Origin of the sequence: Candidatus Cytomitobacter indipagum (genome assembly GCF_008189285.1) — a bacterium.
Taxonomy (GTDB): Bacteria; Pseudomonadota; Alphaproteobacteria; order CAJXXZ01; family 1604HC; genus Cytomitobacter; species Cytomitobacter indipagum.
This window is the reverse complement of sequence record NZ_CP043315.1, coordinates 407,965-430,153: the sequence shown is the minus strand read 5'-3', so window position 1 is coordinate 430,153 and position 22,189 is coordinate 407,965. Positions and strand designations below refer to the sequence as shown.

At 29.7% G+C, this 22,189-nt stretch carries 20 protein-coding genes and 3 tRNA genes; 14 read left to right on the top strand and 9 right to left on the bottom strand.

The window, feature by feature from the left end; translation table 11 throughout:
• Window positions 1–35: 35 nt before the first annotated feature.
• Entirely contained in the window at window positions 36–644 is a 609-nt protein-coding gene (locus FZC35_RS01845) for a cold shock domain-containing protein (protein ID WP_148980957.1), read from the top strand.
• 239 nt (window positions 645–883) lie between these two features.
• A tRNA-Leu gene (locus tag FZC35_RS01840) sits at window positions 884–966 on the top strand.
• Between the two features lie 150 nt (window positions 967–1,116).
• On the opposite strand, the gene FZC35_RS01835 is transcribed toward FZC35_RS01840, so the two are convergent.
• Together FZC35_RS01835 and FZC35_RS01830 are read right to left on the bottom strand one after the other, a co-directional pair.
• Entirely contained in the window at window positions 1,117–1,566 is a 450-nt protein-coding gene (locus FZC35_RS01835; protein ID WP_148980956.1) for an NUDIX domain-containing protein, read from the bottom strand.
• A gap of 293 nt (window positions 1,567–1,859) precedes the next feature.
• Window positions 1,860–1,932, bottom strand: a tRNA-Thr gene (locus FZC35_RS01830).
• 230 nt (window positions 1,933–2,162) lie between these two features.
• On the opposite strand from FZC35_RS01830, the gene FZC35_RS01825 reads away from it, so the two are divergent.
• From FZC35_RS01825 to FZC35_RS01805, 5 genes are all read left to right on the top strand, one after another.
• Window positions 2,163–3,338: an MFS transporter gene (locus tag FZC35_RS01825; protein ID WP_148980955.1), complete on the top strand. Its 1,176-nt coding sequence runs from the start codon at window positions 2,163–2,165 to the stop codon at window positions 3,336–3,338.
• On the top strand, window positions 3,335–4,480 hold the full coding sequence (mnmA, locus tag FZC35_RS01820) for a tRNA 2-thiouridine(34) synthase MnmA (RefSeq protein ID WP_148980954.1): 1,146 nt from the start codon (window positions 3,335–3,337) through the stop codon (window positions 4,478–4,480). The genes FZC35_RS01825 and mnmA overlap by 4 nt, the downstream gene beginning before the upstream one ends.
• Window positions 4,481–4,523: 43 nt before the next feature.
• Window positions 4,524–4,934, top strand: coding sequence for a holo-ACP synthase (acpS, locus tag FZC35_RS01815; RefSeq protein WP_148980953.1), 411 nt, complete (start codon window positions 4,524–4,526; stop codon window positions 4,932–4,934).
• Between the two features lie 50 nt (window positions 4,935–4,984).
• The gene (locus FZC35_RS01810) at window positions 4,985–6,217 is read left to right on the top strand and encodes an amino acid permease (protein WP_148980952.1); all 1,233 of its coding nucleotides are present in this window, start codon (window positions 4,985–4,987) and stop codon (window positions 6,215–6,217) included.
• 235 nt (window positions 6,218–6,452) lie between these two features.
• Window positions 6,453–7,280, top strand: a complete 828-nt coding sequence (locus FZC35_RS01805; RefSeq protein ID WP_148980951.1) for a hypothetical protein — start codon at window positions 6,453–6,455, stop codon at window positions 7,278–7,280.
• Window positions 7,281–7,755: 475 nt separating this feature from the next.
• Here the strand turns inward: FZC35_RS01805 and FZC35_RS01800 are convergent, their stop codons facing one another.
• The 3 genes from FZC35_RS01800 to rplU all read right to left on the bottom strand — a co-directional run bounded on the left by FZC35_RS01800 (window position 7,756) and on the right by rplU (window position 9,052).
• Window positions 7,756–8,025, bottom strand: a complete 270-nt coding sequence (locus FZC35_RS01800) for a hypothetical protein (protein ID WP_148980950.1) — start codon at window positions 8,023–8,025, stop codon at window positions 7,756–7,758.
• Between the two features lie 440 nt (window positions 8,026–8,465).
• Window positions 8,466–8,762 carry a 50S ribosomal protein L27 gene (rpmA, locus tag FZC35_RS01795; RefSeq protein ID WP_148980949.1) on the bottom strand — a complete coding sequence of 99 codons (297 nt, stop codon included), beginning with the start codon at window positions 8,760–8,762 and terminating at the stop codon, window positions 8,466–8,468.
• Between the two features lie 11 nt (window positions 8,763–8,773).
• Window positions 8,774–9,052 carry a 50S ribosomal protein L21 gene (gene rplU / locus FZC35_RS01790; protein WP_148980948.1) on the bottom strand — a complete coding sequence of 93 codons (279 nt, stop codon included), beginning with the start codon at window positions 9,050–9,052 and terminating at the stop codon, window positions 8,774–8,776.
• A gap of 184 nt (window positions 9,053–9,236) precedes the next feature.
• On the opposite strand from rplU, the gene serS reads away from it, so the two are divergent.
• The 3 genes from serS to FZC35_RS01775 are packed head-to-tail and all read left to right on the top strand — an operon-like array spanning window position 9,237 to window position 12,740.
• Entirely contained in the window at window positions 9,237–10,463 is a 1,227-nt protein-coding gene (serS, locus tag FZC35_RS01785; RefSeq protein ID WP_148980947.1) for a serine--tRNA ligase, read from the top strand.
• Complete coding sequence (locus FZC35_RS01780) at window positions 10,457–11,320, top strand: LysM peptidoglycan-binding domain-containing protein (protein ID WP_148980946.1); 864 nt, start codon at window positions 10,457–10,459, stop codon at window positions 11,318–11,320. The genes serS and FZC35_RS01780 overlap by 7 nt, the downstream gene beginning before the upstream one ends.
• A gap of 31 nt (window positions 11,321–11,351) precedes the next feature.
• On the top strand, window positions 11,352–12,740 hold the full coding sequence (locus FZC35_RS01775; protein ID WP_148980945.1) for a hypothetical protein: 1,389 nt from the start codon (window positions 11,352–11,354) through the stop codon (window positions 12,738–12,740).
• A gap of 111 nt (window positions 12,741–12,851) precedes the next feature.
• Here the strand turns inward: FZC35_RS01775 and FZC35_RS01770 are convergent, their stop codons facing one another.
• Window positions 12,852–13,337 carry a hypothetical protein gene (locus FZC35_RS01770; protein WP_148980944.1) on the bottom strand — a complete coding sequence of 162 codons (486 nt, stop codon included), beginning with the start codon at window positions 13,335–13,337 and terminating at the stop codon, window positions 12,852–12,854.
• A gap of 64 nt (window positions 13,338–13,401) precedes the next feature.
• A complete protein-coding gene (locus FZC35_RS01765) occupies window positions 13,402–13,611 on the bottom strand; it encodes a hypothetical protein (RefSeq protein ID WP_148980943.1) in 210 nt (69 codons plus the stop codon).
• A gap of 243 nt (window positions 13,612–13,854) precedes the next feature.
• On the opposite strand from FZC35_RS01765, the gene FZC35_RS01760 reads away from it, so the two are divergent.
• The 3 genes from FZC35_RS01760 to rpmG all read left to right on the top strand — a co-directional run bounded on the left by FZC35_RS01760 (window position 13,855) and on the right by rpmG (window position 17,101).
• The gene (locus FZC35_RS01760; RefSeq protein WP_148980942.1) at window positions 13,855–16,779 is read left to right on the top strand and encodes a hypothetical protein; all 2,925 of its coding nucleotides are present in this window, start codon (window positions 13,855–13,857) and stop codon (window positions 16,777–16,779) included.
• A gap of 65 nt (window positions 16,780–16,844) precedes the next feature.
• Window positions 16,845–16,917: transfer RNA gene (locus FZC35_RS01755), tRNA-Phe, on the top strand.
• 22 nt (window positions 16,918–16,939) lie between these two features.
• Window positions 16,940–17,101 (top strand): 50S ribosomal protein L33, encoded by a 162-nt coding sequence (gene rpmG, locus FZC35_RS01750; RefSeq protein WP_148980941.1) that lies wholly within the window; start codon window positions 16,940–16,942, stop codon window positions 17,099–17,101.
• Between the two features lie 1,093 nt (window positions 17,102–18,194).
• Here rpmG and FZC35_RS01745 read toward each other — a convergent pair.
• Both FZC35_RS01745 and nusA read right to left on the bottom strand, forming a co-directional pair.
• Window positions 18,195–19,559, bottom strand: a complete 1,365-nt coding sequence (locus tag FZC35_RS01745; protein WP_148980940.1) for a hypothetical protein — start codon at window positions 19,557–19,559, stop codon at window positions 18,195–18,197.
• 116 nt (window positions 19,560–19,675) lie between these two features.
• The gene (gene nusA, locus FZC35_RS01740) at window positions 19,676–21,445 is read right to left on the bottom strand and encodes a transcription termination factor NusA (RefSeq protein ID WP_148980939.1); all 1,770 of its coding nucleotides are present in this window, start codon (window positions 21,443–21,445) and stop codon (window positions 19,676–19,678) included.
• A gap of 243 nt (window positions 21,446–21,688) precedes the next feature.
• On the opposite strand from nusA, the gene FZC35_RS01735 reads away from it, so the two are divergent.
• Window positions 21,689–22,126 carry an OmpA family protein gene (locus FZC35_RS01735; RefSeq protein ID WP_148980938.1) on the top strand — a complete coding sequence of 146 codons (438 nt, stop codon included), beginning with the start codon at window positions 21,689–21,691 and terminating at the stop codon, window positions 22,124–22,126.
• Window positions 22,127–22,189: the final 63 nt, after the last annotated feature.

The window sequence follows — 22,189 nt, the reverse complement described above, 5'->3', positions numbered from 1 at the left end:
TAATTCCTATAAATTGACTGTATTTAGGAGATTATATGAACAACTTTTCAGATAAAAATAACAAAAAAGAAATGGGAAGTTGTTTTGAGCATGGCATTAGTAAAGATCATATTTTGTTTGAGCAAGACAATGTTTATAAAATAGAAAAAGAATCAAATCATGAGAGAATTATTTGTGAAATTAAGTGGTTTAATAATGAAAAAGGATATGGTTTTGCAGGCTCCAGTAAAATTAATAGAGATATTTTTATTCATATATCAAAAATCCATGATGCTAATGTAGAAATGCAAGTTATTCCAGGAGATATTATTGATTGCGATGTTGTTATGGATGCGCATATGCAAAAGCCAATCGTGTCAAAGATTTATCAGTTAACTAGGAATCAAATCAACATGAATAATTTGATTAAAATAAAAGCAATTGTTAAATGGTTTAATTATAGTTCTGATTGTGGATTTGTAAATAATGGGCATTATGATATTTTTGTATCTGGAATCTTGTTAAGGAAAATGAACATACCAAAAGAAATCTTTTACGAAGGAGTTGAGGTTGAGTGTCATTTCACAGAAATGGATGGAAAAAAAATTGCACACAATATTAGAGTACTGTCCCAATGCCAGGAAGATGAAAAGCTTTACGCATAATTTTCATATACAAGAGAGATTCTATTGGCTTAATTTAACTTTATTTATACGATCATATTAATGAATTTAGAGCGTAATTATATTAAGCATTTCTCAAAATGATTTATATTTGCAAAATTGTATAATTATTATAAATTATAGATAATACTCAGTTTAAGTTTGATAAATATTCTTCTTAATCAATTAAATTAAGCAAGATATATTGATTTTGGAATTGTTTGTGATACAATACAAGCATTGCCTCTGTGGCGGAATGGTAGACGCGGCAGATTCAAAATCTGCTATTCGTAGGGATGTGAGAGTTCGAATCTCTCCGGAGGTATTGTTCCGATTTTTCTTGAATATTAAATTATCAATCAATTTTTTATCATGAATTTTAGTTAAATCAATTTTTTATCATTTTGCTATGAATTTATAATGCATCAACTACATTTTTGATTTTTTTATAAGCAACTTTCATGCAAATAAGTAATTATTGCAATATATTTTTAGATTTAATTTTTTCGTATATTGGATTTGAAAATACATAATTATATGTGCTGCGCTTAAACCCAACTATATTCATTTTAATCCATTCGTCATTTTCCCATTTAAAATCTACAAATTCTTCATTTAATGACATGTCTTCAATGCTATACACATGAGCATAGAACCATTTTTGCCTTTTGCCTTTTTTATTAGCGAAAAATGCATTTTTACGAACCTGATCTGGGAAATTATACAAATGCCATCCAGTTTCTCCAAGCCATTCAACATCTGTAATGCCTGTTTCTTCTTTTAATTCTCTGGATGCTGCTTGAAAAGAAGTTTCGCCTTCATCAATTCCACCTTGAGGCATTTGCCACGTTCCTTGTCTTGACCTTTTTCCTACCCATATTAGGCCGTTGTAAATTGCCACTATTCCAACATTTAAATCGTACATTGCAAAATTATACTAGAAAACAGATGAAATCAAAATGATGCAGAAAAAACAGATGAAATCAAAATGATGTGGAGTAATGAAAGTTTTATTAATGGCATTTTTTGATTAAGATATAAAAATATAAAATTATTTGAGTGGCGCTTAAATTAAATGATATAAAAAATGATATAAAAAATTAGAAATTAAATTGTTGTAAAAAAGCAATAAAACTAAGCTAATTTTAATTAGGAAAAAAACTGAAAATCAAGCTTAATGAAGCAAAAAATCCTTAAAATTAAAAAAGTCTAATGAAATGCCAAAAAGGTGAATCGAACACCTGGCCTTCTGATTACGAATCAGACGCTCTACCAACTGAGCTATTCCGGCATAAATAATTTCTACAACTTTTTTTGTGAACTATCAAGTAAAATTAAGAGATGTAAGTTGTTAAAACTATTTTACAATTTATCAAAAACATTAAAAAATATATGAACTTATTGGTTTGTCGAAATTTTTTTGTGTAAAAAAAGTTATTCAAAAGAAACCTTATATTCTATTTTAAATTTAATTATCACACAAGTATGCTATTTTCATTAAGTATGTGATAGATTATTCTTATGACATTTACGTTTTTGCTTGCAGGATTCTTGATTACAAAATTCTGGCAAGACGCTTTAATTCTTTCTATGGCATCAATGTCTCAGTATGTAGAAATTTCAGTTTCGCTTATTAAGCAATCTGCTTTTTTTAGTTCAATTGGATTAGCTGTTGGTGCATTGATTGTTGGTCCGTTGAATGATAGATTTGGGCCAAAAAATACATTTCCTATTTATTTAGTAATGACAAATGTATTTAATTTATTTCTAATTTCTAAAATTGATTTATCTTCTTTGCAAGCTTTGTTTTTTCTGAAAAGCATATGTCTTGCAGGTTCAATTAATGCGACATACACAGGAACTTCTTTGCTTTTTAAAGGAGATGCATTGCCTAGAGCTACTTCTGTATTGTATATGGCGTTATTTGGAGCTAGCGCATTATGTCCTATAATATTCTCTTCAATGGTGAAAATGTATTCATTTCAAACTTTAAGCATAGTAAGTTTCATACTTTCTGTTGTAGTTTCTTATTACATATTTACTCATTTGCCAAGAAAAGCCCCAACCCCAATTAATTGGAACACATTTAAAACTTGGGGAAACTTCATTAATAATAAGAAATTCATTGCATGCTCAGCTGTGTCAATGATTTGCATAGGTGGATTTTATGGATTTATTGCAATATATTCAGCAAGATTTGCTCAAGTAGAAGGAGGGCAAATTACTATTGATTCTCTGGTTAGATTTTCAATTACTCTTGCAGTTATTCAAGGAATAGGAAGATTTTGCACATTCATTACCGCAACTTTATGTTCTGTTAAATTAAATATGGGAAATGTTACAAAATATCTAGCATTTAGCAACTTGGCAATATCTATTGGAATGGCATGGATGATTGTTTCAGGAGCAGTGTTTGATAGCTTTATATTGATAGGGGCTCTTGGGTTCTTTTTGGCATGCTTGGCATCAGGTATCGCTCAACCAGCTACAAAACTTTCCTTGTTAACAATATTTAAGGATTCGCCAGGAAGTGGTCAATCTTTGGTTGGAATAGGTAATAGTTTATATGATGCAATAGCTATAATGCTTGTATTTAATATGCCTCTTCAGCCACTTGGAGAATATTTCTATCTAATTTTAACAGCTATACTTACTTTTACTTTGTTTGTCTATTTCAGGAAGCTTGATAGAATATGAATTTAGTTAATATAGATGAGGTTGATTCTAATCTTAATTTATCCAAATATATAAAATCTTTATTTCCAGAAGGATCAAAAGTTGTTATCGCTATGTCTGGTGGAGTTGACAGCTCTGTCACTGCAGCAATTATGAAAAAAGGTGGGTATGATGTTGTTGGATTAACGTTGAAATTGCATGATAATCCATCTACAAACCATGCAATAAGAGATGCAAAAGCTATTGCTGATTTTCTTGGTTTTGAACATAACGTTTTAGATTTGAGAGATGAGTTTCAAGAACATGTTTTAGACAAATTTATGTCTGAATACGAAGAGGGAAAAACTCCAAATCCGTGTATGAGATGTAATAAAAATATAAAATTTAATGGAATGGTAGAATACACTAAATCAATTGGAGCTTCTGGATTAGTTACAGGGCATTACGTAAAAAGAATAGTGAGAGATGGCAAACATGCAATTGTTATGGCTAAAGATTCCAATAAAGATCAGAGTTATTTTCTTTCTATGATTTCAAAAGAACATTTGCCTTATATTGGATTTCCTTTGGGTATTATGACAAAGCCAACAGTAAGGCGCATGGCAAGATTCTGGAATTTATTTGTTGCAAAAAAAGCTGAAAGTCAGGATTTATGTTTTGCTGTAAGTAATAAATATCATGATGTGTTGAAAAATATGGGAACCCAAGATATTTCTGGAGATATAGTTGATGTAGATGGGAATAAGTTAGGAAAGCATGATGGAGTTTCTAAATTTACAGTTGGTCAAAGAAAAGGGTTAAATCTATCTGGAGGTCCATGGTTTGTTAACAAAGTAGATAAGCCAAACAATAAAATTGTAGTTGGAAGAATGGAAGATTTGGAATGCTATGATATATATTTCAATCAACTAAACTTGCTAGGAGATTTTGATTTTAATTTAATGAAGAATTTATCTACAAAAGTTCGAGGAAGCCACAGGCCAGTTCCTTGCTCTGTTGAGACTTACAATGACCAAGAAGGCAAAATTACATTAAAAAATCCAGAATATGGAGTAGCTTATGGTCAATTTTGTGGTATTTATCAGGATGACATGCTTGTTGGGGGAGGGTATATAATTGATAAATCTGAAATTAAAAGCGAATGCATTCAAGGTGGAAAATAATTCAAAATATTTCAGCAAACAGCATGAATAGATTTATGTTATTGTGATCATAGGAATTGGAGTTGATATTATAAATCAAGATAGAATGGAAATTCTATTTAGTAAATATCAAAACAGATTGATCAATAAAATATTGAGCAAAAAAGAAATTCAAGATATTTCAGAAAAAAATTTTAATCAAAAACAAATTGCCAACTTTATTTCAAAAAAATTCTCCGCAACTGAGGCTATAAGCAAAGCAATTGGAACTGGGGTTGGATCAAACTGTAGATTTCAAGATATATGTTTATACAAAAATGAATTAGGAAAGCCATTTATTGAAATTCAAGCAAAAACTCATGATTATATAATAAATACATTTTCAAAAAAATATGTTTCTCATGTTAGTTTTAGCGATGAAACAATAAATAATAATAAAATATTGATATGTAATGCAATCATAGAATCAGCTTAATGTTAAATAAAACTTGATATGCGCAATAAATCATGATATAAATTCCTTAAATGTCTACTAAAAAAATAGGCTTTACAGCTTTAACTGCAGTTATTATAGGAAATATTATGGGAAGTGGAGTATTGATACTTCCTAGAACTATAGGAAAGTTTGGAGTAATTTCATTATGGTCATATGCTATAGCCGCGGTTGGATTTCTTTCAATAGGATTGTTATATGCAAAAATGCAGGTTTGGCTTAAATGCGAAGGAGTGCATGGTCCAATATTATCAGTTTTTGGAAGAAGATCAGGGCAAATAGCATCGTTTTTATATTGGCTATCTGTTGTATTGGGGAATAGTGCATTATTCACAAGTTTATTTTCTTATACAGGGTTTGACAAAATGTCTCTTTTTACATGTTTTGTTTTTACATCAATTATTCTATTTTTTGCTACTTTATTTAACTGTGTCGAACTAAGAATTGTAAAATTAGTTGAAATATTTGTTGCTGCAGTTAAATTATTCCCATTAATGGGCCTTCCTTTATTTTGCGCGTATTATGCTTGGAATTCTGATATAGATATATATAAAATATATGAAACTACAACTCTTGCACAAGGAGTAAAACACACGCTATCTCATACATTATGGGCATTTCTTGGAATAGAAACAGCAATTGCAATGGGTAGCAAAATTCACAATCCAGAGAAAACTATATCAAGATCTATGGTCTCTGCTATGTCTGTTATAGCATTTACTTATATATTGGGCATGTGGACCATCATTAAGTTGATACCTAATCCAAGTGGATCAAGTGCTCCATATACAGAATTATTGATATTTGCTATGCCTGATGCAATCAAGAGCTTTGCATCTCCTTTAATTTATGGATTGTATATCTTTTTGATATTAGGTTCTGTGTATAGTTGGGTATTTACAACTGGAATTATTGCATCAGAATCTGCAGAGCAGGGATTATTCCCAAAGTTTTTTGCATCAAAAAATAGATTTGGAGCTCCAGCAAATGCATTGATTGTTTCATCAATTGTATCTTTAATATTTCTTATTTCAACATACAATGAAGATCTTTCAGCGCATTTTGATGTTATGCTTGATTTTTTGACGTTAATTACATTTGTTGTTCATTTAGCGACCAACATTGCATTCTTTAAAATAATAAAATCTCGTTTAACTTTTGGAAATATTTTTATAGGGTCTCTTTCTATGATTACAAATGTATTTACCATATATATTATTTGTTTTCCTATTTTAGGAAAATTGTTTTCTAATTTATTTAATTAAGTTTGTATTTAGATATGCTGAAATCATTATTGAAAAAACAAGCAGTCATAAATATATTAATTTAATTTTAAAACGTGAGAATAAAACATGAAAAATAGTGTAAAATTACAATAAAATTCTAAATAATCATCAAATTATCTAATTAATAATGTAAAATTTACTTTGAAATATAGGTTTGTTAATATTTCATTTACCTAGAGTTTATAATATGTAAACAAGTACCCTAGGAGGCAAAATGTCAAAATACTTAGCTTTATTCTTATTAGGAGCAAAAATTTATGGAATGAATTCAGAGCACTCAGTTCAAGATGGAACTGATGAAAGTGGTTTTTACTATCAAAATGCATCAAGCACTGCAATAGGAATAGAAGAAGCATGTAAAGAAGAAAAGGAATTTACTCCTGGGCCAAAAAGCGAAACAGAGGCTTCTATGCTAGGATCTATAATATGTGACGAGGAGCATCAAGCGATTTCTAGTCGTAGAGGAAGTGTTGCTCATAGCGCTATAACATTAATTAGCGCAATTGAAAATCCAGACCAAGTTACTCAAGAGCAAAGAAGTAATGCAGCAAGCACAATTCAAATAGAGTTTGATTTAGAAGAAAAAGCTCAAATAGATGAGCAAAATAGACAATTAGCTGAGTCATTTCGCGATGTATCTGATGCAGTCGAAGGAGCTCAAGATGAGTTAAATAAAACTGCAAATTCAGTCAGATCTATACTTAAGCCTCAAGCTTCATTGAGAATGTCAGTGGGGTCACCTCAAACTTTAGCAAGGGAAGAATCTAACCCATCTAAATCACACAGTCATATATCTCAAGCATCAACTGCAATGACAGAAGTGGAATGCAATGAGAGAGGTTGCACAAATAAAATTAGAATTAAACCGTCTATTAAGGTGAATCCTAATTTGAGAGTAGTTTGTGAAAATGGAAAATGTTCATTAAAATCTCCAATTAGCGTAGTAAGCGCAAAGCAAATAATGCCAAAAGCAGATCTAAAAGTAAGTGGGTCCTTTGGATGCTGTGGAGGAACAAAGAAAAATCCTAATAAAAGAAAATAATACCTAAATATAAATCCCAGATTCAAGTAATGTTTATGAGATTTAAATAAAATTATCTACTTTTATGAAAATGCAGTAAAAATTACAATTAATAAAATATATTATTTGAAAAACCAGAAAAGCAAAGTTTTATAGTTAGGGATAATTAATACAATAGCGCGATAAATTTACATAGCATTCTTGAGTGTTAAGTTTTTGCCAATCCTAATGAAGCAAATTGAAAGCTATTAAATTAATTTAATTTATCCAATTCTTGCTTTAATTATTAGTATTTGCAAGGTGTAAAAAATGATTTGATTAATTCATAAATTCACAATTATATATTTAAGCTATAATTTTCTAATAAGTTTTTAGTTGATGTAAGCAATAAAACGAAACATTCTGAAATCTATGCAATGAGATAAAATGCTCTAATCTTTTGATAATCAACCAAAGCAAATAATCTAAATTTGTAAATTTCACAATAAGCTTTTAATTATTTGCATAGTGCATTTTGCATAATTTTAAAATATTTGCTTTGATGAATTGTGCAACGCAATCCATAAAATCCATAAAATCCATAAAATCCATAAAATCCATAAAATCCATAAAATCCATAAAATCCATAAAATCCATAAAATCCATAAAATCCATAAAATCCATAAAATCCATAAAATCCATAAAATCCATAAAATCCATAAAATAAACGTGAGCTAGACTTAAAGATAAAAAACTCTCTACATTTATAATTTAAGTAAAATTTCATTACAAGTTTAATAGGAGTAATTGACATGCAAATCAATTCGAGATTTATTAATTAGATTTCGATCTTTACATTCTAAATTAATGTGCATATTTGTTTTGTTGGGTATTTTAATATTATTTGTTTGCAATTTACTTAGTAAGCAGATTTAATTTCTATTTTCTTTTTTGTAAATTTTTATTTTTCAAATCTTCTAAATTAATTTGCAAAGCTATAAATAATGATTGAGTTGTTATTTCTACAATATTTTTATTTAAATTTGCATTTCGAAAAAAAGTTTAAGTTTAAATGAAAGCTTATAATTAGATCAATGAATTTGAAATTCAAACATCTCTATATTTTAAATGTGAAAAATTTAAATTTCTTTCGATTTATTTTTTAAGATTTTAAATTATATCAAAAAAATTAATACAATTTATATGAAACCTGCTAATTATGAATAATTAGTTTGGCTTGTCTGAATTTTCAGATTTGATAATTACCATCTCTGAGTCTTCTGTGACAGTGACGAATTTTCTGTTTAATTTGTATTCAAAAGAAACATCTCCATCTTTAAGAGCGAATAAAGTATGATCTCTACCCATTCCAACATTTTTTCCTGGATAGAATTTAGTTCCTCTTTGTCTTATAATAATGTTTCCAGCTCTGGCAAATTCTCCACCGAATTTTTTAACACCAAGTCTTCTACCTGCGCTATCTCTACCATTACTAGTACTACCACCAGCTTTTTTCTGTGCCATCTAAGATTCCCCTATTCCTTAATGCTCTTAATCTGTAAAAGAGTGTAACCCTGTCTATGGGTATTAAACTTTCTATGATTATGTCTTCTAATTTTTTTAAATACGATTACTTTTTTATGCCTGCTATGCTTCAAAACTTCAGCTTCAACAGTGCATTTTTTACCGGTAGACCAAATGCTATTGAACTTAATCACGCTTCCAACATTGTTGTTTAATGTTGGGTGCTTGATAAAAGAACCTTCGCTTACTATATATTGATGTCCACTTGATTGTACAACAGCGTTTAACATAGCTCAATTATGGTATTTATATATAGATATGTCAATAATTGATTTCATAATCTTTGTTGATTATCTATTAATTGAATTAATTTTTATTAAATGAAACAACTTTTCATGTAATTTATATAAATATTAGCATGCTAGTGTTAATTCACATAAATTAATAGAGTTTTATTTATATGAATGAAATTGTATGTTAGATTTAGATTATATGTTGGATTTAAATTGGATTAGAGAAAATCCAGATAAGTTAGATAAGAATTTTATTGATCGTGGTTCTAATGCACAATCAGAAAAAATATTGGATGCAGATAAAAAATGGCGTAGCGCAGTTAATGAGTTGAATAATTTGAGGCAAAAATCAAAAATCGCTGCTAAAAACAGAGATATTGAAGAGGGCAAAAGAATAAAAGCAGAAATTCAAAAACTAGAGCAGGAAGAAAAAGAAATTAGCGAGGAGTTGAATAGTATTTTATCAACTGTTCCAAATATTATTTCTGACCATACTCCAAGCGGCAAAGATGATAATGATAATGTGGAAATTAAGAAGTGGGGAAATCCAGAGGAAAGAAATGTTTCTCATGATGAAATAATGGATGAGATGGGTTTGTGGATTAATTCTGCTGATATTTCTGGATCTAGATTTGCTATGATGAAAGGTATTTTATCAAAATTAGAAAGATCAATTGCTAATTGGATGTTAGATTTTAACATAGATAATGGTTTTGATGAAATTTCAGTTCCTTTTATTGTTAAGGAATCTGCATTGTATAATTCAGGTCAGTTGCCTAAATTTAGAGATGATTTATTTGTAATGCAAGATAAAGCGCTTATTCCTACCGGAGAAGTTCCTTTGATAAATGTTGTTCAAGGAAGGTTGGCAAAATCTGATGAATTTCCTATGAGATTTACTGCTTTGAGTCATTGTTTTAGAAAAGAAGCAGGGTCGGCTGGGCGAGACACAAAAGGATTGATTAGATTGCATCAGTTTCAGAAAGTAGAAATTGTTTCAATCACAACACAAGATAAATCAGAGGATGAGCATATGTTTATGTTGAATCATGCGGAGAAATTGCTTCAAAAGCTGCAGCTCCCTTACAGAATTGTGGAAATTTGCTCAGGAGATATTGGATTTACAGCGAAAAGACAATTTGACATAGAGGTGTGGATGGCTGGAGTTAGAAAATATGTTGAGATTTCTAGTTGTTCCAATTGTGGAGATTTCCAAGCTAGAAGAATGAATACACGATATGCTCATGAAGGAAAAAAGTATTTTGCTCATACTTTGAATTGTTCTGCATTGGCTGTAGGAAGAACATTGGCGGCCATACTTGAGAATTATTATAATAAAGATGAAAGAATTTTGCATATACCGAATGTTTTGCAATCTTATGTTGGAATGGAGAGTTTTAAATGTTGAAAATAGCGTCGTATGTATTTTGTTTGGTTTTGCTTGGATGTGAAAAGAAGCCTATAAAATTTGTTGTGGCTGATTCAGGAGATACATTGGATACAATTTCTGAAAAATATGGCATAAATAAAAAACATCTAATAGAAAAGAATAATTTAAAGCATCCTTATATTATTAATGCAGGGCAAAAACTTTCTTATTCCAAAATAGAAACGAGAGCTAAAATACTTTATAAAGATGACGAGCAAATATCTGACAAGGAAAAGCTTGGAAAAACTGAAGAATTGCATGAAATTGATGATGAATTAAAGCAAGATCTTGATAAAGAGCTTGCAGAAATTAAGATTGATCAAGAAATTGAAAAGAAAAAGCAAATTAAAATCGTTGCGGGAGATGCTAAAGAAAGCAAAGCGAAAGCCAAGAAAGACAATGATTCTGCAGAGCAATTTAAGAAAAATGGTCAGGAAACTGATAAAAAGAATGACCCTAAAGAAGAAATTGATAAATCTAGCATATTGTTTCCTACTTCTAATGGAAAAATAGATAAATCTCTTCCATTTTCTCAGAGACATGGAAAAAGGCGTGATGGAGTGTTTGTTGTAGGCACAGGGAATATTTTTGCGCCGTATGATGGCTTGGTTATGTTTATTGAAAAAGCTAATAATACGATATATATAAAGAAAGATGTAGGTAATTTGAGCTGGTTAGTTACTTATAGTAATTTAGCTGAGATCTTTGTGAAAAAAGGAGATTTGGTTAAGCAGGGAGATAAAATAGGCTACTCAGCCGGAAATATTTTTATAAGAATTTGGGATGGGAAAAAATATATAGATCCAGAAAAAATTGAATACGCTAAGAGGTATTGAGATTTTTTAATAAACTTAGTAAATTCAACTCATGAATATTATTAAATCAGCTTTAGCATTGTTTGTATTATCATCGAATTATTCGAATGCAGCAAGCAATTTTCAATTCAAGGAATTTGATCATAATGCAATGAGTGTACTTTCATGTACTTACAAAATTGTGCAGGATAAAAAACTTAAACATATTACTATAATTAAAGATATTGATATGGAAGATATTGATATGGAAGGCGATAAAGACAGTCTTATTAAATATATCAGCACAATATCTGAAACAGAACTAACAGAACAAAGTGGTTTATCAGAAATAAAAGATGCGCTTATGCTAAGTGCTAGCTCAATTGAAGATACATATCTTAGAGAGCTTGCAGAAGAATTATGTGTCCTCCGCTCAAATGATCCAGAAGAGCATCACAGAAATTTAAGTGCATTAACACACAAAGCTGTCAATCAATTTATTTATTTATCCTGTATAGGTTATTGTTCAGATTACAATGAAGATTTAACTTATCATATCAAAAATGCTTCATTTGAATTAAAGGAAATTGCAGATATTCTTAATGATACAAAAGAGCCATTATTGAAAGAGATAGCTCAAAATTCTCTGAAATTAATAAGTAGATGTAGTTTTGAAAATTCAAAAATAATTGTAAATGATCCTAATGCAAATATCGATCAAATAAATAGAATTATGGCAAATTTCTCATCAATCGACGAACTAGAAATAGTAAGTCAGGCAGATATTGATATTATTGTAAGCAAGTTTCCGAATATCAAAATTTTAACTCTTTATGACTGCTTATGTAAAATAGATGTTCAACTAGATAGTTTGAAGAAACTAACAATTAGACATGCAAGATCACATGAAATATGCTCCGATAAAATACCTAATGTTGAGACGGTTAATATAATGCTTGATTTTCCTGTTGAGTATGATGATGATGATGATGAATCAGATGATTTTAATGTCGATTTGTATAAAATACCTAATTTTATTTGGGATCTTAAAAACTTAGAGAATCTGATAGTTGAAAATAAAGATGAAGAGATTGTAAGAATAGAAGATATGATAGATGAAGAAGATGAAGAAATTGAAAGTCTAACAGATGAAGAAATTGAAGAAATTGAAGAAAAAAGGATTGCAAGGAAAAAATTGTATTTCAAAACAATCAATCAAGTTACATTAGGAATAGATCTTAAATCAAGCTCTGTGACTGATTTATATATAGATATAGCAACAAATCGATCAGTAACAAATCTGTACTATGCTTTGACGCATTTTCCTAAGTTAAAAAATCTTACCATACGCTATCATGGGCTAGGGAAATATGAGCAATATCCAATAGATTACGGAGTTATTGAGCTAGCAAAACAAGGTGTGGAAGTAGAAGTTGATGAAATTAACTATGAGTTATTTTAAAATATAAATTGTGATTAATGTTTTGCATAATATTATAAGATAATTAGGTTTCCTTTGGTAATTTGAGTTGTATTTGCAGTTTTTGTGATAATTTAATCTGATGATGACATGTCATATAATATTATGATTATGCAATAAATTGAATGGGTTTCTTGTTGATCCTGATTTTAATATTACAGATTGTCCAGATAATCTTAAAAATTCCTGATAATTCTTAAGTTTTGGAGCTGTTAGCAGTCTTTCTGAATCATTCATTCGTTTCAACATGATCCATTCTTCGGATATTTTGTATTTTGCATTAGGTTGTCTGAGAGCGTAATATATTCTAGTTCGTCTTCCTTCCATCTTTTTAATTACTTCGCACGCTTCTTGATCATTTTCTGGCGGGGAAAAATAAAATCTTCCACACTTTATAAAGCTAAGGAAAAAATATCCATCATCATTAATTTTTGAAAATATTTCTTGTACAACTTGGTAAGGATTAAGATGGCTTTTCTTTTCCAAATTTGGAGACCACGTTTTTATTGTGCAATTTGACTGATTGATTTGTGTTTGCAGGAAAGTGTCCCAATTTGGTAGATGTAAAATTATATGCATTGTTGTTATTATGATATTCATTTAGCAAATTTGGAAGATTATATTGTTTTTAGGAGTCTCGCATTTAATTATCTCCTATCATCTTCTTGATTTCACCTAAGATTTCACTCAATTCATTATGATTTAACATTGAAATATCTTTTTTTGTATTTTTTGAAAAATACCCATAATACCTTGCTATCATTTCTTGTGATTTAAGAGCAACGCTTAGTAAATTCTTTTTTGTTGCTTTCTTATAAATGTCTTTTAGGTTTTCAATAAATTCTTCATTCACTTTTCCTCCAAAGTTATTTTCACATTGTAGAGTAAGAAATTGCAAGTTAATTTTGCATTATACATGAAATTTGAAAAAATGCAATAAATAAATGATAAAAATTAAAGATAGCATTTCATTAATATAGAGATAAAATTGAAGCAAATTTTATTTAGATTTTTGCATAATTAATAATTAATTAATTGTATTTTTATTTTTTATAAATAATTAATCATTAGAATTGTAAAAAATGAGGAGTGATATATGAATAAAAAATCATTGATTCTGCTAGCTTGCTTGCTATCTATTTCAAATACAAACACAATGCCTGCTAAGGTTGAAAAAACTGCAAGTAGTGTAGCTCAAGATATGTTTTATAGCAAAGCTGCGCCAGTTAGAGATAATTTGGCAAACTTGCTTAAAGGAATACAGTTGGCTATAAGAGATCAAGAAAAAGATTTATTATTTGGAAAAATAGTTCTTGGGGATCAAAAGAATAATTTTTATTTTTCTATGGAAAACAAATTGCAAAATAGTAGTTCATGGTTTTCTGTTGATAAGATGGGCAAATTAAGCAAAATTGATTCAAAAAAACTCATTGCCGGGCTAAGCAAAGCAAATTATTATTTTAATATTACTGGGTTTGATTTTTCTAAATTGTCTGCGAAGATGGATGGGCAGATTTTTTATAAGAATGCAGAGAAAAAACTAACCAATGAAAGCAAAGCAATTGATTTAGGAAGCTATGACAATGGAATTATAGGAAATATACTAGATGAGATAGTAGGTATATTAAAGGGTTCTGGATTTGCTATAAGCGATGAGAATATAAAAGAGGAGAAGGAAAAGCTTGCAAGAAGATCGGCTAGAAGTAGTTTAGCAAGCTCTAAAGTTACAACTCCAGCTGGAAGTCCGGCTAGAAGTAGAAGTGGATCTGCATTTGCAACATCTCCAAAAAATGTATCATTTGCTGGTGATTCACAAAAAGATGGAAAAGCTCCCAAGAGAGTTGTGTTGTCTCCATCTCAACCTTCAATTATTTCAGAGAGTTTAGCTGAGATTAAGGATGCGAATCCAATTGCAGAGAGCTTGGCTGAAGCTAGGAACGCGAATCCAATTGCAGAGATCTCAAGTCAAGTCGCTCCTCAAGTAGAAGATAAAAGATCTATAGAAACGCAGTTATCCTCACATGAAGAACAAAAAGCAGATTTAGGTTTTTCAGAAAAAGATGAGGCTCAAGACTTGCAAGATGGTTTAGTATCAAGATCAAAAGCATTGAATTCATTATCAAAGCCTATACCTCGAATTGTTGGTGATTTGATAGAAGTACCTACCACAGAAAGACAGCCTACATCTCTAGTTGTTTCTGATTTGTCAGAACTTCAGTCAGAAGCTTCTCCTTTGGGTTATGGAGTTGCATTTGCATCTTCTACCGATGTATCTAATAGAAATTCTGATTCAGAAAAAGAAGATCAGCTAAAAGATAAATTCATGTTAGATGTATTGCAAGGAAATACAGACGAGTCAGCAATAGAGGTTGGATCTAGAACTCCAAGAACTCCTCAAAAAGCTAGCGATGCAGCTGAGCTAGAATCTCATTTATCAGATGAAGAAATTTTGGTTGACCCACAAACTGAAGAAGAAAAACTTGATTCATCAGACAAAGAAATTTTGATTGATTCGCAAACTGGAGAAGAGAGACTTGATTCATCAGACGAAGAAACTTTGGTTGAAGTCAAAAATCAGAATCCTGCAGAGTTGGAGAGAGGTTCTTTAGTTGATCCTGATCATCATTTCTCAGGCTTGAAGAGAAATCCTATGCTTAGCAAATTATTTAGTGAAAAAAATACTTTAAGGTCAACAAATGCAAAATCTGCTCCATTATTAGCAACTGAAAAAAAAGTAAGAGAGCAAAAAGCTCTTCTTGCTGATCAACAAAATGTTTTGAGATCAACAAATGCAGAGCCTGCTCCATTGGTGAATGTCAAGCAAGATGAAGAGAAAGTAAAAATTGATGAGACTGTTACAAAAAGATTAAAAGCAGCAGCAAATAGATTGCAAACACTTCCTGAAGGGGAAAAATCATCTTTGGCGCCCTCTAAAACTACAAAAGAAAATAGCAAGAAATTGGCTGGAAAGAGAAAAAGAGGAAATGGAAATGTTAAAAAAGTAGTTTCTAAAACTGCTAATGAGCAAAATGATATTCAAAAAGATTCTTTGTCAGGATTAATGAAACAGGCTCTAAGTAGCTCTACAAAAAATACTGGCAATGACTTTGCAGTTGAATCTAAAACTGTAGAATTAAAATTGAATGAAATGGTTGATATCTTAGAAAAATCAGATTTTGAAAATGCTTTGAATGCTATTAAAAATAAATTCAACATTAGCGATGAAACAATCAATTATGTTAGAAATCAAATTAATAATGACGCTTCAACAAAAAGCAATAAGAAGTTTATAGCTCAAATGATTTTGGGACAAGAAAAGAAAGAAACTTTGGCTAAAGTTATATATGCAGATGGTCAAAAAGGGAAAGGAAGATATGGTTTGAGACATTATGATTCTAACAATAACTCTTTATTCCAAATTAAGGCTGAAAATCTCATGAAATCTGATTGCGGAAAGATTTTGAAAGAAATGAATCCAGCATTGTATGATCATGTTACAAAGCGTGATGATAATACTATTCCTTACCTATTGTTTTATGTGAATAAAAATAGTGAGCATCATTCAAAAATGGTTATTGAAAATAATAATGGAGACATAGTTAGCCCATTAATTAATCCATACTTCAAAGAATGGTTGAGAAATGGAGATAAAAATAATGATGGATTAGTTTTGATGTGCTGTAAGATTAGCATTGATGACTTGGTGGGGAAGTTTGATAAAACTGATTCCTTGATAAGCTACATAAATAGTGGAAATTCATCCATTGAAGGCTTGAAAGATGAAGAATTACAAGATAAGCGTGTGAATTCTATGTATGAATATCTTTTGAAGAATTTGCCAAGCGCTTCTCAGAAGAGTGTTTTGGTTATGGATACAGTTGATAGTAAGTTCCATAATTTTATGAAGAGCAAGTTTAGCATTAATGTTGCTGGATCTGACAACAAGTATAATATAAAAGAAGTTCACACTTTGAAGATTATGCATGAAGTGTTGGTTGATGCTGGAGTATACAGCGCATAATAGTTTTGCAATTTTCTTGCAAATCTATAGAAGTTTTTATAATTTTAGATTATAATGCTTAGGTTGCCTGGATAGCTCAGTCGGTAGAGCAGTAGATTGAAGATCTACGTGTCGCTGGTTCGATTCCGGCTCTAGGCATTTCTTAAATTAAGGGGTTTTTATGGCAAAAAAGAATGATCTTGGATTAATCGCTCTAGTTGGTGATGGGTATTTCGGAGTTTGTAAAAAAACTGGTGGAATGAAGGGTAGAAAGCTTGAATTAAAAAAGTATAGCTCAAAACTCAGAAAACATGTTGTTGTTAAAGAGAAAAAACTCAAATAATTCGCTTTAACAAATTTACAAATAACTTAAAATCAAATTTATCAATCTGAATTGATTGATATTCATCAATAGTATCATAAGATAATATTCGTAAAATAATACTTTTATTAAAAAACAGGGCAGTTGATTAGAAAAAACAAACACTCAATTTGCAAGTTTTTCATATAATTTGAAAATTCAATAAACTTAATTTTTTAATGAGCATTATTGTATGCTTATCATTTTATTATCTTAATTGAATTAATCTTTTAATCAAAATTTATAATTAACAAAAGTTACAAATAAAATTATTTAGTTTTAATATATTTAAGAAAATTAGTTAGACCAATCTTCTTAAATTATTTGAATGATAAAAACTCATCGATTAATTTGTGCAAATGATAGTTTTGCTCCATAGTTTAAAAGCTAAGAAATATGGAATTGAAATATATAGATCAGATTTATCAGTTTATTTTGATTGGTTATTTTATAATATCAATCAATCTTAATATTTATTATATTTTATCATTAAAGAAATAGCATTGAAATTAATTTAGGCAAAGTTTCTTTTATATAAACTCATAATCAATGAGAGATATTATAAATAATATCAGAAATATTAGATGAAAGATTTAAGACTAATTGCATGCAAATGCTTAAAGTTGAAATAATATAAATAATTTATATTAATAAAAAGTCATTAGAAAAAGATTCATAATACCGTTTCAATTGTTTTGTATAATTGATCAGCCCTATAGAAACTGATTTGAAATGCATGTAGGCAATAGCTTTTTAGAAATATTTATGAAGATGCTTTTTACCCAATGTGCAAAATCTTATGAAATATAATTTGTTTCATTTGCTCATGTTGCAGATTTTATCAATTAAAGGGATTTTGTCTTGAATTTTGTTATTATAAAAAGTATGCCTGACAAATAACTAAGATACTTTTGAAGCTGTATAGAAAATATTAATTTGAAGATTCTTGAACTCAAATATCTTTGAGCTTAAAGAGAGAAATTTAGCTTTATAATAATTTGAAGATTTTTGAATTGATAATAGAATTACAACTTGTTAGGCTTTTTTATTGTGCTGTATAAATATGGCGCAGCAATTATAAGCTATATCCCTGTTTACAATCAGCTGATATGCCTTTTTCATTTAAAATTCTAGACGTGTAATTAGCCATATCTTCATTACGAACTGATTCATAACGCATGGTTAGTTTTTCTAAATTAGGAAAGTATGTAAGAATTTCATCTAGATTTGTTATGCTTTCTTGTATAAATATGCATAAATCCTTTACAGAATCTGATTTTATATCTTCTCCTAATGTGATTTCACTAGCGCTTCTAAAGCTGAATTTTTCTAATGATTTTAGATTGTTTAATCCTTTAATTTCTGACACAGAGCTTAATAGAAGTGATTTTAATCCATTGTCTTTTGAAATGTTTGTTGTTCTTATTATGCCAGATCTGTCTTCTAAATTCTCTAGATTTGCAAGATCCCAAACAAAGCTTGGTATGCATAAATTGGGCGCATCTTTAAATTGATGGCGCATATTTTTCTCTATACGCAATGTTTTTACATTAGGAATTTTTATAGCATCTATTTCGAATGAATCTACATTATCCATTATTAATTCTTGTAAATCATTTAATTGAGTATTTGCTAGCACATCAATGCAGTTGTAAAATATTAGAGTGCTTGCGTTTGGAATCTTGGCTAATGCCAAGTCAATGCTTTCTTTGCGCAAAGACACAGCTGCATTATTGACTGATGAGAAATTGTCAATAATTCGCTCCATTTCATTAAAGCTTGCGCCAATATCACTTATCACTATTCTTGAATTTTCAAAACTACATCTACTTATTAATTTTAAAGAATTTTGAGCTATTATTTTTAAGAAATCTTGCCCTATTCCATGCATAACATCGTGTGTGCTATATAATATACTGGCAATTGATCCTAAATAAAATAAGGCATTTTTGATATGATAAGTTAAATCTTCATTGTAATCTGAACAATAATCCATACATGACAAATAGATCAATTGATTGGCAGATTTGGGTATTAATGGACTTAAATGTCTGTGATGTCTTTCTGTTTCATTTGATGCTTGGAGAACGCATAACTCTTCTGCAAGCTCTCTAATATATGCATCTTCAATTGAGCTAGCACTTAGCATAAGCGCATCTTTTATTTCTGATAAACCACTTTGTTCTGTTAGTTCTGTTTCAGATATTGTGCTGATATATTTAATAAGACTGTCTTTATCGCCTTCCATATCAATATCTTCCATATCAATATCTTCAGTTATAGTAATATGTTTAAGTTTTTTATCCTGCACAATTTTGTAAGTACATGAAAGTACGCATATTGCATTGTGGTCAAATTCCTTGAATTGAAAATTACTTACTGCATGTGAGCAGCCTGATGACAATACAAATGAAGTTAAAGTTGATTTAAGTATATTCATATATTGATTATATTAGATCTTGCAATCGATAGCAAATCAGAATTAATTAAATTTAAATATATGATTTAAAATACAATTTAATTTTTTAGAATTAGGATTTTAATAAAATAAAGATTCTAATTGTCTAAAGATGGATTTTCAGATGGATTTTTATGTTCATCAGATTTCTCTTCATTTAATGGAGAATTTTCAGTTTTTTCTTCATCAGATGACTCATTTTCATCAAATGAATCAGGCTCATTTGATCTGCCTTCTTCTGACTTCTCTGCGGAGCTGATAAAATTACCATCTTCATCATAAGATCCATCTTCTGATGTATTTTCGTCAGATTTATCATCAGATCCTTCATCTTCTCTGAAGTATTCGTCAATTATTCCTAAATCTTTTCTGAAATTCATTATGATTTCATCTACATCATACTTGCTAAATTTATTACCTATAATATCTATCATGTCATATGTGTCCATATAAGCAACATCTTCATTAGTAAGTATTCCATTTTGAGCAAGAGAGGCTATTTCTTCAATAGTGATTCTATCATCTGGGGAGTCAATTTTACTCTCCAATTCAGTTGCAATTTTTGTATAATTAGCAATGCATTTTTCATTTGCTTTGTGTATTAAATCTTCCATTTCTTCATTATTCAAAGAAATTCCTTCAATTTCTTTTATTTCATCTGGATTATTTTCCACTATAGCGTTACATGATAGAATTCCATTTTCAATAAACAATTCTATATCATCATCGTTCATTCCAATTTCTTTAAATTCTTCTCTAGCTTTATTCGCGATTCTTAATTCTTCTGCTTTATATTCTGTTTCTGATGATATTTTTATTTTGCATTTAGTTAATTTTCTAGCCAATCTAACATTTTGACCATCTCTTCCGATTGCGATATGCATATTATCATCTTTTATTACTAGTTCTATATCATTTTCATCTTTAACAACAACTTTAACAATTTCAGCAGGATATATAGCATTTATAACTAGAGTTATAAGATCATCAGACCAATTAATTATATCTATTTTTTCATTGCTTAACTCTCTCATTACAGCTTTGATTCTGTCTCCATTCTTTCCTATGCATGATCCAATTGGATCTATATCAGGATCTTCAGAAGTCACAGCAACTTTTGACTTACTTCCAGCTTCTCTTGCAATTGCTCTTATGGATATCTTATCTCCAATTTCGGGAACATTTTCATCAAACAAATATTCAAGCATTCCTGGGTGCTTTCTTGATAACATGACCTGAGGTCCTTTTTGATTTTCTTCTACTTGATATATATAAGCTTTGATTTCTTGATTAATCTTAAATGTTTCTCCAGGAATGATTTCAGAAGAATGCATATATCCTTCTCCTCCCTTTATATCTAAGATTATATTTCCAAATGATATGCTTTTTACCCTTGCAGATATCATGGTATTTTTTTTCTCAGAAAATGTATCGAATTCTGCTTCCTTTTCCAAAATCATAATTTTTTCTTGCAGTAATTTTCTTACAGCATTAATAGATGTCCTCATGAAAGGCATAGATGAAAATCCAGTTCCAATTAATTCTCTAGCTTGACCATCAATTTCTGCATCTGGATCGCTTTTTAACGCTTCTTCTAAAGAGATCTCGTATATGTCTTGAGGTTCATCTTCAACTATGGTTTTGATTGCATAAATACATATAGTTTTGTTATCAATATCAATTTTGACATCTATAGGTATATCTCCCTTAGTTCTTGCGAGAACCTCTCTTATAGAATCTTCAACAATTTCAAATAATAGAGTGGTATTTAAATTTTTTTCACTAGCAAGTTGAAATAAACTCTCGATTAATTCATCGCTTCTTGGAGCTAACTCAACGTTTTTTGATATATTTCTTGGCGTATTCATATTTAGATTCCTTAAGAGATATTGTAAATGATAAATACATTATGTGAAAGTGATAATTTGTTTATTTGATTTCTATGCCTAGTGTTATTTATGACATTTATCCGAGATTGTTTGTAATATTTAAAAAATATGATTATTTTATTGATTTATATAGTAATTTTGTATAATATTTTCTTGTAAGGCATTCATTAATAAGATATTTACTGGTCTTTTGTATGCTCATTATAAATATAGGAGGATGTTATGAAATCATTTGTAGCTTTTAGTGTTATTTTATCTGCTTTTTTACTATCTGGTTGTGAGAAGCAAAGTTGCAACAGAAGTGCCAAGGAAGTTAATTCCAGCATAAAGAGAGAAGCAGGTTGCTTTGCAGTTTGTTTCGCTCATGATTCATGCATGTTAGATGATAAATCTAGATGCGAATTAGACGCTTTGATTGTTTGGATGAAAAAGAATCCAAATTCATCTATTTGTGTAGCGGGTCACGCAAGCGCAGTTGGAAAATCTGCATACAATAAAAGATTGTCTATGAGAAGAGCTAAGTCAGTTCAAAGCTACTTATCTGATCATGGAATTTCAGAATCAAGAATTGAATGCAAAGCTTTCGGAGAAGAAAAACTTCCTGCAGGCAAAGGTCATCCAAAGAAAAACAGAGTTGCAATAATTAAAAAATACGTTTAAGTTTTTTAATTTTTGACTTTGTTGACTTTGTTGACTTTGTTGACTTTGTTGACTTTTCAACTT

Excerpts from the sequence above, each read along its gene's own strand:
- FZC35_RS01845 (WP_148980957.1), top strand. The coding sequence starts at position 36 with ATGAACAACTTTTCAGATAAAAATAACAAAAAAGAAATGGGAAGTTGT.
- FZC35_RS01835 (WP_148980956.1), bottom strand. The coding sequence starts at position 1,566 with ATGTACGATTTAAATGTTGGAATAGTGGCAATTTACAACGGCCTAATA.
- FZC35_RS01825 (WP_148980955.1), top strand. The coding sequence starts at position 2,163 with ATGACATTTACGTTTTTGCTTGCAGGATTCTTGATTACAAAATTCTGG.
- mnmA (WP_148980954.1), top strand. The coding sequence starts at position 3,335 with ATGAATTTAGTTAATATAGATGAGGTTGATTCTAATCTTAATTTATCC.
- FZC35_RS01810 (WP_148980952.1), top strand. The coding sequence starts at position 4,985 with ATGTCTACTAAAAAAATAGGCTTTACAGCTTTAACTGCAGTTATTATA.
- FZC35_RS01805 (WP_148980951.1), top strand. The coding sequence starts at position 6,453 with ATGTCAAAATACTTAGCTTTATTCTTATTAGGAGCAAAAATTTATGGA.
- FZC35_RS01800 (WP_148980950.1), bottom strand. The coding sequence starts at position 8,025 with ATGAAATTTTACTTAAATTATAAATGTAGAGAGTTTTTTATCTTTAAG.
- rpmA (WP_148980949.1), bottom strand. The coding sequence starts at position 8,762 with ATGGCACAGAAAAAAGCTGGTGGTAGTACTAGTAATGGTAGAGATAGC.
- rplU (WP_148980948.1), bottom strand. The coding sequence starts at position 9,052 with ATGTTAAACGCTGTTGTACAATCAAGTGGACATCAATATATAGTAAGC.
- serS (WP_148980947.1), top strand. The coding sequence starts at position 9,237 with ATGTTAGATTTAGATTATATGTTGGATTTAAATTGGATTAGAGAAAAT.
- FZC35_RS01780 (WP_148980946.1), top strand. The coding sequence starts at position 10,457 with ATGTTGAAAATAGCGTCGTATGTATTTTGTTTGGTTTTGCTTGGATGT.
- FZC35_RS01775 (WP_148980945.1), top strand. The coding sequence starts at position 11,352 with ATGAATATTATTAAATCAGCTTTAGCATTGTTTGTATTATCATCGAAT.
- FZC35_RS01770 (WP_148980944.1), bottom strand. The coding sequence starts at position 13,337 with ATGCATATAATTTTACATCTACCAAATTGGGACACTTTCCTGCAAACA.
- FZC35_RS01760 (WP_148980942.1), top strand. The coding sequence starts at position 13,855 with ATGAATAAAAAATCATTGATTCTGCTAGCTTGCTTGCTATCTATTTCA.
- rpmG (WP_148980941.1), top strand. The coding sequence starts at position 16,940 with ATGGCAAAAAAGAATGATCTTGGATTAATCGCTCTAGTTGGTGATGGG.
- FZC35_RS01745 (WP_148980940.1), bottom strand. The coding sequence starts at position 19,559 with ATGAATATACTTAAATCAACTTTAACTTCATTTGTATTGTCATCAGGC.
- nusA (WP_148980939.1), bottom strand. The coding sequence starts at position 21,445 with ATGAATACGCCAAGAAATATATCAAAAAACGTTGAGTTAGCTCCAAGA.
- FZC35_RS01735 (WP_148980938.1), top strand. The coding sequence starts at position 21,689 with ATGAAATCATTTGTAGCTTTTAGTGTTATTTTATCTGCTTTTTTACTA.